This window comes from Rhodococcus sp. KRD175 (assembly GCF_017168275.1).
GTDB lineage: Bacteria > Actinomycetota > Actinomycetes > Mycobacteriales > Mycobacteriaceae > Rhodococcoides > Rhodococcoides fascians.
In genome coordinates, this window is sequence record NZ_JABFAQ010000010.1 from 30,953 (window position 1) to 43,758 (window position 12,806).

General features: G+C 63.8%; 15 protein-coding genes and 1 pseudogene. 13 read left to right on the forward strand and 3 right to left on the reverse strand.

Features of this window, described 5'->3' with window-relative positions; genetic code table 11:
• Nucleotides 1-210 precede the first annotated feature (210 nt).
• From J1M81_RS16275 to J1M81_RS16295, 5 genes are all read left to right on the forward strand, one after another.
• Nucleotides 211-642, forward strand: coding sequence for a MerR family transcriptional regulator (locus tag J1M81_RS16275; protein ID WP_027494242.1), 432 nt, complete (start codon nt 211-213; stop codon nt 640-642).
• Nucleotides 639-1,673: an arsenic resistance protein gene (locus J1M81_RS16280; protein WP_051364866.1), complete on the forward strand. Its 1,035-nt coding sequence runs from the start codon at nt 639-641 to the stop codon at nt 1,671-1,673. Before J1M81_RS16275 ends, J1M81_RS16280 begins: the two co-directional genes overlap by 4 nt.
• Nucleotides 1,674-1,843: 170 nt before the next feature.
• Nucleotides 1,844-2,749: a LysR family transcriptional regulator gene (locus J1M81_RS16285; RefSeq protein ID WP_230074817.1), complete on the forward strand. Its 906-nt coding sequence runs from the start codon at nt 1,844-1,846 to the stop codon at nt 2,747-2,749.
• A gap of 69 nt (nt 2,750-2,818) precedes the next feature.
• Nucleotides 2,819-3,991: a TDT family transporter gene (locus J1M81_RS16290; protein ID WP_080729195.1), complete on the forward strand. Its 1,173-nt coding sequence runs from the start codon at nt 2,819-2,821 to the stop codon at nt 3,989-3,991.
• 95 nt (nt 3,992-4,086) lie between these two features.
• Entirely contained in the window at nt 4,087-4,434 is a 348-nt protein-coding gene (locus tag J1M81_RS16295; RefSeq protein ID WP_051364864.1) for a hypothetical protein, read from the forward strand.
• 31 nt (nt 4,435-4,465) lie between these two features.
• Here J1M81_RS16295 and J1M81_RS16300 read toward each other — a convergent pair whose 3' ends face one another.
• Nucleotides 4,466-5,101, reverse strand: a complete 636-nt coding sequence (locus tag J1M81_RS16300) for a uracil-DNA glycosylase (RefSeq protein ID WP_051364861.1) — start codon at nt 5,099-5,101, stop codon at nt 4,466-4,468.
• A gap of 756 nt (nt 5,102-5,857) precedes the next feature.
• Between J1M81_RS16300 and J1M81_RS16305 the strand changes: the two genes are divergently transcribed.
• From J1M81_RS16305 to J1M81_RS16325, 5 genes are all read left to right on the forward strand, one after another.
• Nucleotides 5,858-6,697, forward strand: coding sequence for a hypothetical protein (locus J1M81_RS16305; RefSeq protein WP_032370115.1), 840 nt, complete (start codon nt 5,858-5,860; stop codon nt 6,695-6,697).
• Nucleotides 6,698-7,097: 400 nt separating this feature from the next.
• Nucleotides 7,098-7,460, forward strand: coding sequence for a hypothetical protein (locus tag J1M81_RS16310; RefSeq protein WP_080729194.1), 363 nt, complete (start codon nt 7,098-7,100; stop codon nt 7,458-7,460).
• Between the two features lie 183 nt (nt 7,461-7,643).
• A complete protein-coding gene (locus J1M81_RS16315; protein WP_052066937.1) occupies nt 7,644-7,976 on the forward strand; it encodes a hypothetical protein in 333 nt (110 codons plus the stop codon).
• 344 nt (nt 7,977-8,320) lie between these two features.
• A complete protein-coding gene (locus J1M81_RS16320; RefSeq protein ID WP_032370114.1) occupies nt 8,321-8,938 on the forward strand; it encodes a bifunctional 2-polyprenyl-6-hydroxyphenol methylase/3-demethylubiquinol 3-O-methyltransferase UbiG in 618 nt (205 codons plus the stop codon).
• On the forward strand, nt 8,935-9,282 hold the full coding sequence (locus J1M81_RS16325) for a DsrE family protein (protein ID WP_032370113.1): 348 nt from the start codon (nt 8,935-8,937) through the stop codon (nt 9,280-9,282). Before J1M81_RS16320 ends, J1M81_RS16325 begins: the two co-directional genes overlap by 4 nt.
• A 36-nt stretch (nt 9,283-9,318) precedes the next feature.
• On the opposite strand, the gene J1M81_RS16330 is transcribed toward J1M81_RS16325, so the two are convergent.
• Nucleotides 9,319-10,191, reverse strand: coding sequence for a cytochrome c biogenesis CcdA family protein (locus J1M81_RS16330; protein WP_032370112.1), 873 nt, complete (start codon nt 10,189-10,191; stop codon nt 9,319-9,321).
• An 11-nt stretch (nt 10,192-10,202) separates the two neighbouring features.
• Nucleotides 10,203-10,934, reverse strand: coding sequence for a thioredoxin domain-containing protein (locus J1M81_RS16335; RefSeq protein ID WP_032370111.1), 732 nt, complete (start codon nt 10,932-10,934; stop codon nt 10,203-10,205).
• A gap of 104 nt (nt 10,935-11,038) precedes the next feature.
• Between J1M81_RS16335 and J1M81_RS16340 the strand changes: the two genes are divergently transcribed.
• The 3 genes and pseudogenes from J1M81_RS16340 to J1M81_RS16350 form a co-directional block, all read left to right on the forward strand.
• A complete protein-coding gene (locus J1M81_RS16340; RefSeq protein ID WP_032370110.1) occupies nt 11,039-11,551 on the forward strand; it encodes a hypothetical protein in 513 nt (170 codons plus the stop codon).
• Nucleotides 11,552-11,630: 79 nt separating this feature from the next.
• Nucleotides 11,631-12,038 (forward strand): DUF302 domain-containing protein, encoded by a 408-nt coding sequence (locus J1M81_RS16345; protein ID WP_032370109.1) that lies wholly within the window; start codon nt 11,631-11,633, stop codon nt 12,036-12,038.
• Nucleotides 12,039-12,806, forward strand: a pseudogene (locus tag J1M81_RS16350) (hypothetical protein); the annotation flags it as partial.

Here is a 12,806-nt window from a genome sequence, read left to right on the forward strand (position 1 = left end):
CAACTCGATACCCTCAGGTTGGTCAGCCGTTGAGAGCGTGCACGCCGACGGGGCCTTCATCTCGCTGAGAGGCGTCAGGTCTAGACGGATGAGCGCCCGGACGTCCGGGCGCGGTCTCGCTGGGAACATGGCCCGACGTTAGCCCCAGCACCTGCGTGGAAGGTCAAGGATTTGACCTTCCACCCGACTCGAAGGTTTATCCTCGTGCGCATGTCCGCTCTGCGCATTTCACAGCTGTCATCGGCGACCGGCGTCCCGGCGACCACGCTACGGTTCTACGAAAGCGAGGGCCTGCTCCCGGCGGACCGTTCGGCGAACGGTTACCGCGTTTACGACGACCGCGCTCGGCAACGCTTGGCGTTCATCACCGCCGCCAAGAGCCTGAACCTGTCGCTGCCGGAGATCAAACTTCTCCTTCGTGTCTGGGAGAAAGACTCCTGCGCAGCAGTCAAAGCCGAACTCGGCCCCGCCATCGAGTCCCACATCGCGCACGCCAACGAATCGATCGCTCAATTGACCGCTCTGCGTGAGAGTTTGACCGACGCGCTGGCCCGGCTCGGGGACACACCCGACGCGCCGACGCCATGCAATCCGGACTGCACCTGGCTGATCTCAGCGAACACCGCGGTGGGCACCGCATGAACATATCGAGCACCACCTCGGTGGTGGCGTGGCTGGAGAAGTTCCAGATCCCGCTCTACCTGCTGGCCCTGCTCATCGGTGGCGGTGTCGGTTTGGGTGCGCCGTCGTCGGCGCATGCGTTCGAGATTGCTATCAATCCGGTACTGATCGTGTTGCTCTACGCTACGTTCCTCGCGGTTCCGTTCTCCGCCATCGGCGCATCGCTGCGCGACGGCACATTCTTGCTCAGCGTCGTAGTACTGAATTTCGTGCTCGTTCCAATCGTCGTATTCGCTCTGACCCGGTTCGTTGCTGCTGATCAGGCGGTACTCGTCGGTGTGCTGTTGGTGTTGTTGGCTCCCTGCATCGACTACGTCATCGTCTTCAGTGGGTTGGCCGGTGCAGCGTCGGAACGGCTCCTCGCGAGCGCGCCGCTGTTGATGTTGTTGCAGATCGCGTTCCTGCCGCTCTACCTGTGGTTGTTCGTCGGGTCCGAGCTGGTGGAGATCATCGACATTGCACCGTTCGTCGAAGCGTTCGTGCTGTTGATCGTTGTTCCTCTGGTGTTGGCGGCCCTGACGCAAGCACTTGCGCGTCGTCGGCGTATCGGCACCCAGATCATGGATGTGATGGCCGCGGCGATGGTGCCGGTCATGATGGCCACTCTTGCCGTCGTCGTGGCGTCGCAGATCGACGCAGTCCGCTCCGAAGGCTCCCAGCTGTTTGCCGCGGTGCCGATCTTCGTCGCGTTCCTGGTCATCATGGCGGTTGTCGGATGGGCGACGGCCAGAGTGACCCGCCTGGACGTCCCGGACGCTCGGGCCTTGATCTTCTCCGGTGCCACCCGAAATTCGTTGGTCGTTCTGCCGCTGGCGCTCGCGCTGCCACCAGCACTGTCTCTTGCTGCCGTGGTCGTGGTGACGCAGACACTGGTGGAGCTGATCGGAATGGTCGCCTACGTCCGACTCATCCCCTGCCTTGTCCCAGCTCACGCTGCGAGAGCACCGGTGAAGTTCGAAACAACTCGCACGAACCAAGGCAATCCTGGGTGACGAGAACTGGATAAAAGCAGGTGGCGTCAGTGAGGGTGAACGAACCACGGGATCCAGTGCCGCGACCCCGTTCCACTTCCCGCGAGCATTGAGCATCGAATGGGGACTTTTCCGGCAAACGCGCCTGTGGGCTCCGCGCCCGCTACGACTGCAGTCTCTACGCTGGCACCGTGCCCCTGCCGACCCATGTGACCGACCTGATCAGCTACGAATTATTGCTGTCCGTCGCCGAGCTGGGAAGCATCGGACGCGCAGGGGAGGCGCATGACATGTCGCAGCCAGCGGCGAGCGCACGCCTGAAAGCACTCGAAAGCCGCATCGGGGTAGCACTCCTGCATCGCGGGCAGCGAGGTGCCACCCTCACCGCAACCGGCGAACTGGTCGCCGGCTGGGCCGAGCGCGTCATCGCCGAAGCCGCCGAGCTCGCCACGAGCATCGCAATGCTGCGCACCGACCGCCACAGCCACATTCGTATCGCCGCAAGCCTCACCATCGCCGAATACCTCATACCGCGATGGCTCATCACACTGCGCTCCCACGACACTTCCATCACACCGACTCTCACCTCCGGAAACTCTGTCGACGTAGCCGCATCGGTGCTCGACGGCCGCGCCGACATCGGATTCGTCGAAAGCCCCGATCTGCCCAGCGGACTCCACTCGAAGGACGTTGCCCGCGACGAACTCGTCGTCGTCGTCGCCCCCGATCATCAATGGGCTCGACGAACGATCACGGCGAGCGAACTGGCCGCGACACCGCTGGTCACCCGCGAACCCGGGTCCGGCACACGTCTCGCGCTCGAACGTGCGCTCCGGACTGCGGGCCCACTCGCCGCGCCACTGCTCGAGGTGTCCTCCACCACTGCCATCAAAGCTGCCGTCATCGGCGGCCTCGCACCGGCCGTACTCAGCTCCCTCGCGGTATCCGCCGAGATCGCCGCCGGAACGCTGGCCCGCGTTCACACAGAGGGGCTCGACCTGCGCCGGTTCCTGCGTGCCGTGTGGCCCGCGGGCCGTGAACTGCGAGGACCGTCGAGCGACCTGCTCGTCGTCGCCCTCAAATCCCCGCAGTCATAACCTGAGGTTGGGACCGGCCAGGTAATCGGTGTCTACCGGTGACGACTGTGTGCGAGGACGCTGGAAGTCATGACCACGACAGCTCTGCACCGCTCCTCCATCACGTCTCGGCGCGGCGACGATACCGAGCGGCCGCGCAAGTGGCCGGTGCTCTCCGACCTCGACCACCCGAGCCAGATCTTCGAACACATCACCCCCAACTGGTTCGCCTCGGTCATGGGCACCGGTATCGTCGCCAACGCCGCCGCCACCCTGCCCGCCCACATCCCCGGACTGCACGTGTTCGCAACGATCGTGTGGATCGCAGCGTCGGTCGCCTTGATCACACTCTCCGGTGCCTTCGCAGTGCACTGGATCCGACACCGGCAGTATGCGCGTGAGCACGCCGCGCATCCGGTGATGGTGCAGTTCTACGGCGCACCCCCCATGGCGCTGCTGACCGTCGGTGCCGGGACGATGCTGCTGGGCAAAGACGTCATCGGAGCGGCGCCCGCAACCGTGATTTTTGCCGTCCTGTGGACCGCTGGCACAGCCCTCGGGCTGATCACCAGCATTCTCGTGCCCTACCTGATGATCACCGCCCACGATCACCAGACCGCCGTCGCACTCCCGGCGTGGTTGATGCCCGTCGTACCGCCGATGGTGTCCGCCTCCACCGGTGCGCTGCTGCTCCCTCATATCGCGGATGGGCAATGGCGCCTGGCCATGCTGTCCGGTTGCTACGCGATGTTCGGGCTGTCACTGATCATCGGAATGCTGACCATGACGCTCATCTACGGACGGCTCGTCCACGGCGGAATCCCGCCGGTCCAGGCAGCACCGACGGTGTGGATCACCCTCGGCATGATCGGTCAATCGATCACCGCCGCGAACCTGCTCGGCAACGATGCACCCTTGGTGTTCACCGGCGAGACCGCCTCCGTCGCAACCGGCCTGCACGTGTTCGGCATTCTGTACGGACTGACGATGGGCGGCTTCGGCGTCTTGATGTTCACCCTCGCAACCGCCCTCACCATCCATGCCGCCCAGAAGGGACTGACATTCTCACTGACCTGGTGGTCGTTCACCTTCCCCATCGGCACCTGCGTCACCGGTGCCACTGCCCTCGGCGGCGCTCTGGGGTCGGCCGCGGTCGAGGCCCTTGCAATCGGACTGTATGCGGCCTTGCTCGCAGCCTGGGGCACAGTCGCCGCCCACACTCTCCGCGGCAGCGTGCAAGGAAAACTTTTTCAACCCAGCTGAACCGACCGCCGGGTAGTACCCACTCGGAACGCTGATACCGAACGAACAGCGTTGATCCAATCGACCACTGACCCCGGAAAGGACTCACGATCACGATGAACACACCGAATGCAGACACACCGACTTCCGATACCCCGAGACGGGGCAGCCGCGGACGCGTCTGGGCACGAGTCACCGAAAATTATCTGACCTGGCTGTTGCTGATGGCGGGAACAGCTGCTGCGGGGGCCTTTCTCACGGCCCTCGCCGGCGGGTTCGAGGGCTGGACCGTCGTCGCAGCGATCGTGACAGTGGTGCTGTTCGCGGGATGTTGGTTCTCATATCGAGACGGTGCACGCCGGGGTGCCGCCGAACCACACATCATCCAGTACCACCCCGACAGCCCGGACGAGGTGATCGACATCGACACCGACACCGGCGAACGCCAGCCCCACCAGGACTGACCGGTCGGAGGCAGCAGCAGCACGATCCGCCCTACCTCAGCACAGTGCGGGGTTCAGGTGCCTTCTCCAGGTGCGTTGCGACCGACAGTGCTGCGTTGATCAACCGCTGGCGAGCAGCCGCCGGTGCGTGTGCGTTGCGAGCCGAGGGGTGCGGTGCCGCTATCACCGGGAGGAGGCGGGTGGGAGCAGATGCAGTGATGACGCGCATGTAGCCATCGAGAGCCTTCGCACCAAGAACGAAAACCACCTCCAGTTTCGGCAGCAAGGCCATAAGCTCGCCGACATATGGGCCCGCCTCACCGAGAACGGATGCCGTCGGCGATACCGGATGACCGGCGTCATCGAGCACTGCCCACGGCACAATATTCCACTTGACGCACTGCACCCGGTCGATACCCGCGTCGGCGAACACCGATTTCAGCACGGGGTTCGTTCGATCTGGATTGTCGAACGAACACATGTTGGTCCCGCCCGGACGTATCGTTTTCGGCCCCGGAGACTCCAACAGCACCAGACAGCGAGCCGCGTCGCCGCCGTCGTCGGGATCGAACAGTGGAATGGACCGTGCAGTGTCGATCCTCCATCGCAACACCGACGCATTGAGTGAGCGGACCGGGGCATCGTGCGCTCGGGCGTGCTTTCCGGACCACACGTCATCATCTGTCATACGCCGCACTCACTGCTGACCCACGCCACACGTACTGCTGGCCATGGGGAAACGCACCGTGAGCCGTAGACGCCAGCTCTCGGTGGCTCGCCTCGACGACCACTGCTGAGCGTTTGACGACTCCGCTGCCTGAACACACCTATGAGATAACCACGACAGGCCGTGTGGTGCCTATTGCACCCGTCTTCTCATCGACTTCGATTCCAGATCAGGTCGGATACCCCCTAGGGTACTTACATACCCCCCTTGGTATATGCCACAGTGGGTACCGAACCGACCGAAAGGACCACCTGTGTGCTCCCCCACCTCGTGCCCGGCATGCGGTAAGACCACCTGGGCCGGTTGCGGTCGCCATATCGACAGCGTCATGGCGAACGTTCCGCAATCGCAGCAGTGCACCTGCTCCACCGAGTCGCCAAATCCAGCAACACGCAGCAGCTTCTTCCGCTCTCTGTTTCGTCGCTGACACCTCACCTCGCAGCACTTCGAGAGCATTTGTCAGTTTCAGAAGACGACTGCACTGTTTCAGAAGTGGACTGCACTAATCACTTCTCGCGACCGCGAGAGCGTCTCGTTCTTCCCGCGCCAGGGTGAGGTTGCTGTAGAGGGCGGATCGTTTCAATCCTGGTCAAACGCGCACCCAAACCGCAGCAAGCCGGTCAGGCCGACTGCCTCGAGATGCAGTTGTCCTGCAAACTGAAACGATTCGGCGTGCCCTCTTGAATCAGTGGTGTGAATCAATGACAAAATCGGTAGATGGGTGTGAAGGATTGGTGGGACGGTCCGCGCCAAGAGGCGGTTCCGCGTACGGTTGCTGTAGGCGGGATACTTCTCAGCCTGGCCGCACTGGTCGCTGGTCTGACCCTGCCCAACAGCGCAAGTTTCTGGATCAGCGTGTGCGCTGCTCTCTTCCTTGTCGGTCCTGGCCTGGTGTTCTCGAATTTGCTTATAGCGCGGTGGCAGAACCGCCGAGTCGAGAGGCAGGCACTTCCATGGCTTGTCTCGATCTGCGCCCTGCTCGCTCAGTCCTTCGACACATGCCGACAGGTTCTGGCGGCTGCAGGCGTCGAACATGAGTTGCCGCCGACACCGAACAAGTGCGACGTTGCGGCTCTCTTGTCGGTGGCCTCGTCCTATCCCGAATTGTTCTGGCAAACATTGTCGAACTCCCAGCCGATCCCTGATTCCATCCGGTTGACGCAAGACGATCTCACCCTCACACACTTCGGGTTGGTTGCACAGATGTTGCGAGAGGCGAGTTCGCTTGTCCCAGTATCTGCTTCATCTCAAGTCGCAACTTTCGCCGAGGCCTGGGCCGAATCCGCTGGCGTGACAATCGTGCACCATCATCGAGAAGACGGTCGGGCCGTTCTAGAGCGAAAAATCGGGTACCCGCAGATTATCGATGCGGCGAGAACCGCAGAACTCAGTCCGACCTTGGTGGCGCACTTCGATACACAGAGTCTAGCCGAGCTGGCTGTGAACCAACTGCTTCGTACTAAGCGGTTGCTAGAAGTGATCGCCGCTGACCTTCCCACTGATGTAGCTAGTTCTCTTCAGGTTTTCGACGTGCCGCAGTTCGATCCCGCAGGCTGACCAGGTTCAACTTCGCTGTCCCGCGTCATCGCAACAGCCGCACACTCGAATCTGGATGACCCAGAAATGCAGTCCACTTCTGAATTCGACAAACGGTGAAAATGTTCGCGCGCGGACTTTCTTCTGTCTGCACGTCCAACATCGTCATGTCTCGTGCACTTGACGTGTGTCCGCCGAGCCGTCGCCATCTTTGCTTCGCCGGCGCTGTTTGCGATACGCAGTATGTCTCGGTCTACGGCTGCCGTTCTGGCCTGTCGGGCAGCCTGGGGATCGATTACTGGCATGCCGACCCGTGGTGGTCTCTGCTGACTTTTCCGTCTGCGCTGCGCGAGGTTTGGGTGTATCGGATACGGCTATGACTTCTGTGGGCCGTTGTCGAGCCAGGAGGAAGGGAGCCGCTGTGAGTGTTGACACCGAAAAACGGTGGCACGACCCTCGGGAGTTCCGTAGAGCGAGTCTGTACACCGCGGTGGTGATCGCCGTTGCTGCTGTCGTTGCCGTCGGCTCGTTGCTTTCTGGAGGTAGCCAGGCTGAGCAGTGTCAGGACGCTGCATTCCGCGTTTGCCGGGATCCGGAACGGCTGGTCCTGGCAGTAGGCCCTCCGACGGTGTTGTTGGTTGGTGGGCTGGGCGCTTTCGGACGGACCTTTCGGGTGTGGCGTGCAGGTGGAGTATGGCCGATCTGGCAAGGGGCAGGATGGTTGCTGTTGGCGCTGATGCTCGTCTATTTCACCGCATCCAGCGGCGTTGTGGTTGGTGGCTGACCGAGCCGACGACCAATGTGGATGTGTCTTCGTGGTAACCGGATACTGCGCAATAGCTCATCGCGTACGAACCGGGTTGTCGGTCGCCGCTACATAGCTGGTCGCGGAGTTGGGTGAACCCACAGCAAGTTTTCAGTGACAGTCGGCGTCCAGGTCGACTTCGACCGAAGGAGGTAAACGAGAATGAATCCGCAGAGGTCCGGTGACACCGGACGCCCTGGTCGTGCGCAGGTCTGGACGCGGGTGGCCGAAAACTATGCGGCGTGGTTGTTGCTGATGGCGGGGATAGCGTCGGCTGGGGTTTTCCTCACCGCTCTCGCCGGCGGCTTCGAAGGTTGGTCCCTCGTCGCGGGTATCGTCACCCTTTTGCTGTTCGCGGGTTGCTGGCTGTCGTTCCGTGATAGCTCTCGACGCGAGGCTGCCGAGCCGAATATGGTCCGCTACCACCCCGATTCACCGGACGTGGTGATCGATGTCGACCAAGACACCGGCGAACGGCAACGTCACCGGGATTGACAGTTACAACGACGGTGCGTGAACGTTTCGTCTGGTGTCGTACTCTGCGACGAGCGCCGGTATCGACTGCACTGCAGCGGAACTCGTGCGCCTGGCCCGTCGACGTCGAGGAGAACGGCGCAATCCGATGGTCCGCGCGTGGCCGGGTTTCGAGGGCGGTGATAGTGCGCGCCTCGAGGTCCTCCTCGGCGTCGGGACGTCTGTTGTTCGGGTTTGGCTCGACACGCTACGAGCGATGGCGTGCAGATCGACGTTTTCGACATTGCGCACCATTCAGGTACCCCTGGGGGTACTCTGGCGGATTCGAGTACTACCCGGTCCGTGTCTTGGAGGAATGTGCGTAGATGGATTCATCTGAGTGGGATGCGCGTTACAGCAGCGTCGAGCATCCGTGGGGCTCGGCCCCGGCGGCTGCCCTGTCTGCGCGGTTCGCGGAGCTGATGCCGGGCCGGGCGATCGACCTGGGCTGTGGAGACGGCCGCCACGCTCGATGGTTGGCCGACGCGGGCTGGACAGTGCACGCTGTCGATTTTTCTTCTGTGGCAATCGAATTGGCACGCAGCGGCGGCGAGGATCGGTCGATCGACTACACCGTCGCCGACGCTCGGACCTGGGAACCATCCGAACCGGTGGATCTGGTGGCCATCGGCTTCCTGCATCTACCGGTCGACGAGTTGGTCGCCGTCATTGCCGGTGCAGCGAGTTGGCTCGCACCGAGCGGACGGCTGTTGTATCTCGGCCATGCGCTCGAGAACTTCACTCACGGTGTCGGGGGCCCACCCGATCCGTCGATCCTGCCCGCCATCGACGACCTCGCCCGCGCCGCGAGCGGACTGCAGGTCCGCGAACTGGGACACCTGGTCCGCCCTGTCGGCGAGGGTCGGGCCATCGATGTCCTTCTCCACGCACAGCCCTGGGGCACCGCAGCTCACCGCGATCTGAAGAACGGAACCTTCACGTGACCGATCATCCGACTCCCCTGCGCGTGGTGTTCGCGGTGAACACCACACCCACCGCCGTGGTGCGAGCGATCCACAACCTTCTCGATGCTGCGACAGAGCCGGTGACGATCGAAGTCGTGTGCTTCGGACCGGGCCTCGATGCGGCCTTGCGCTGTTCGGATATCTCCCTGGAGATGCGGGCGTTGATCGACTCTGCCTCCATCACGGTGAAAGCATGCCGCAACAGTCTGGAGGGCAGAGGGCTCGGTGACGACGATCTGCTGATGGGTGTCGAAGTGGTTCCCGCCGCAGTACTCCATCTCGCTCGACGTCAGCGAGATGGGTGGTCACAGCTCTACACCTGACATCACAGCCCGCTCCAGTGCCGTAGGCACACCGTCTCAGGGCGTTCGGTTCTCGCGTTCGCCGAGCTCGGAGGACTCGGCTGCGGTGTCGCGGCCTCGACCACGGACGATGCGCACCGTCAGCACTGCGATGATCACCAGCACTGCGATCAGGAGCACTGCGGTGTTCGGTACCGCGTCGGCCACGTCGCTGATCCAGACCTGGAGCGAGTACTGACTGTCGACACCCATGACGCCGCCGAGGTTCGCTGTGCCCTCCGTGAACAGGAACAGCACTCCGATACCGATGAAAAGCACCCCCGATATCAGAGACGTCGTATGCGTTTTCAGCGGTCCGATGCTGATTTCCTTGCCGCGCAGCCACGTTCGTGATCCGAGCGAGAACCGGTCCCAGACCAGCGCGAGGACGAACAGGGGTATCACCATCCCCGCTGCGTAGAGCGCCATGAGAACTCCGCCGTACGCGGCCTGACCGCCGGCGACGGCGACGGTCAGGACCGCGCCGAGCAGGGGTCCCGAGCAGAATCCTGCGAGCCCGTAGACCGCGCCGAGGGCGAACACCGATCCGGTGGAGGAGACGTCGATGCGCGCGGCTGCTCTCTGCGCGGACCCCAGCGCGAAGCCGCGACCGACGATGATCATCACCCCGAGGGCGATGATGACCACACCGCCGATCATGGTGGTGACCTCGCGATACCGGGTGATCGCCGAGCCGATGGCCCCGACTCCGGCACCGAGGGGCACCAAGACCGCCGCGAGCCCGAGGTAGAAGATCCCGGTGCGGCCGGCGAGCTTGCCGGCCCCGTCGAAGGCGTACGCGAAGAAGGAGGGCAGCAGCAAGGCCGAACATGGACTGACCAACGCCAGGAGCCCGCCGAGAAATGCTCCGAGAAGTCCGATCTGCGACATCGCGGGCCGCCCTACGCGCCGGCTGCCGCGTCGATCAGATCGACGAATTCCGAGAACGGTTGCGCGCCCAGAACCGGATCACCGTTGACCGAGAACGCCGGAGTGGCCGGGATACCCAGCGACTGTGCTTCGGTGGAGTCGGCGGTGATCGCGGCGTCGAATGCGGTGCCGGTGGCGTCGGCGGTGAACCGAGCCATATCCGGTACCCCGGCCTGTTGCGCGTAGCTCTGCAGCGACTCCAGTGTCAGGTCCGCGTGACCGGTTTCGGGAGCATCGGCGTAGACGGCGCGGGTGAACTCCCAGAACTTGCCCTGGGCGGCGGCGGCGCGTCCGGCCCGGGCAGCATCGAACGATTGTTGCCCGAAAATGGGTAGATCTCGCCATTCGATGCGCAGGGTGCCGGTATCGACATATCGATCGATAAGTTGCGGCTCGGTTTCCCGGCTGAACTGGGCGCAGAACGGGCACCGGAAATCCGAGAAGGCGATCATCACCACCGGGGCGTCGACATCGCCGAGGGCCATCGGATCATCGGGCTCGCGGTGCGCAAGATCGCCGAGCGGTCCCATCACCGGCGGTCCGCTCACGCTGCTCGACCCGGCGGCCGGCGACGCCGCCTCCGACTGCTCGTCGCCACCGGTCGTTCCGAGTACGAGAGCTCCCACGAGCACGGCCGCCACCACCACGGCGATGGCCAGGAGCACGATGTCACGGCGGCGAGTGGAGCGAGATGTCGAAGTCATGCAATACCTTTCGGCAGTCGGACACTGGCAGCGATACCCATCTGGGTATAGCCTCACAGTGTCACCCTACTCACACAACTACAACTCGTAGGAGATCCCAGCCGATGACAGAGCCCGCCACCTCCGACCGCCTCGACGTCGATGCTGCCGGCCGTTCCGATGACGGGGTGATCGCCGAGTCCGATCGTTTCCGGGGTTGGGGGATGCGGGCGGCACGCGGCACCGTCGCCGGTGTGGTCACGGTGTTGGTGGTGGGCATTCCCACCGACATCATCGACACGCCGATCTTCGGCCGTGAGGTGCCGGTGCGGGCGTGGGAGCTTCCGGTTCTGCTGGCCACGGCCCTGTTGACCGCACTGTGGTTCGGGATCGACAAACCCGCGCAGGTCGAGCGGACCGGCACACCCGCCGCTCTCGGTGTGGTCCTGACTTTCTTCGCCGTCGGATGTCCGGTGTGCAACAAGCTGGTACTTCTTGCGCTCGGCACCTCGGGTGCACTGGGGTTGTGGGCACCGATACAACCCATCCTTGCCGGGGTGTCCCTGGCGATGCTGACGGCAGCGGTGATCGTGCGATGGCGCAAACGCGACTGCACCTCCGCGTCCTGCGCAGCATGACCGGGCGGGCGCCTACTCACCCGCGCACCGACCATCGGGTGACCGACACCCGAACCGATCGAAAGGAACCGAAGGAACTATGACCGCATTGGCCATCGGCACCCGCGTGGACATGCCGTTCGAGGAAACCGTGGACGCAACCCGTGAGGCACTCGCCGAACAGGGATTCGGAGTGCTCACCGAGATCGACATGCAGTCGACCTTGAAGAGCAAGATCGACGCCGACATCGAACGCTACGTCATCCTCGGAGCATGCAATCCGCAGCTGGCGAAGGCTGCCATCGACACCGATCGGCAGGTGGGGTTGCTGCTGCCGTGCAACGTGGTGGTGCGAGCCGATGGCAGCAGCACGATCGTCGAAGCGATGAACCCCCAAGTGATGGTGGGTCTCTCGGATGCAGCGGGCCTGGCCGAAGTCGCCGACCGGGCCACTGCACTGCTGCAGAGCGCGATCATGGCACTCGGCGGAGACAGCACCACCGCATAGATGGGCGCGCACCGTATCGGCAGAGCGGCGGCGATGATGGGGACCGTTGCACTGTGCGCCGTCGCGCTGGCGTCGGGGTGCAGTTCCTCACCTGCTCCCGACGCCGCAGGCACCGATCCGGCGGCGCATCCGTCGTCGCCGGCCGCGCCGCCGCCGGGCTTCGGAGACACGGCCCTGTGGTCCATCCCGTTCCTGTCGCAGCCGCACATCGTCGAGGACGGGTTCGTCGGGGTCGTCGACTCCTCGGACGCATCCGGTTCGCACCGGGTGCAGGTACTCGACGACACCGGCACACCACGATTCGGCGTGGACGTACCCGCCGATCGCGACGAGTTCGCGGTGACCAGCACACACAACCGTGAGCTGTTGATCACCGAAGACATCGATGATCCCGGTACGGGTGCACCGGCCACGATGACCGCCCGCGATACCCGCACCGGCGACCTCGTATGGGGTCCGGTCTCCACTGCAGGCTGCCTGACCGGGTCCGGACTGCTGATCGACGCCGACTGCTCGCAGACAGCAAAGCCCGCAGCCGTGGCCGCCATCTCCGCAACCGACGGACACCGCACCGACCTGACGGGTGCGATCTCCGAATCCGGTGGATACGCGATCACCGTCGACGGCGACACAGCGCGCATCGTGACCGCCGACACCGGCAACACCGCCTGGTCCACCGATGACCCCAGTAGTCTTCCCCTGCAGGGTCGTCGATGCCGCGATCGAACGTCGCTGTGCCGAGCCAGTCCTGCCACGCCAGCTCCGCAG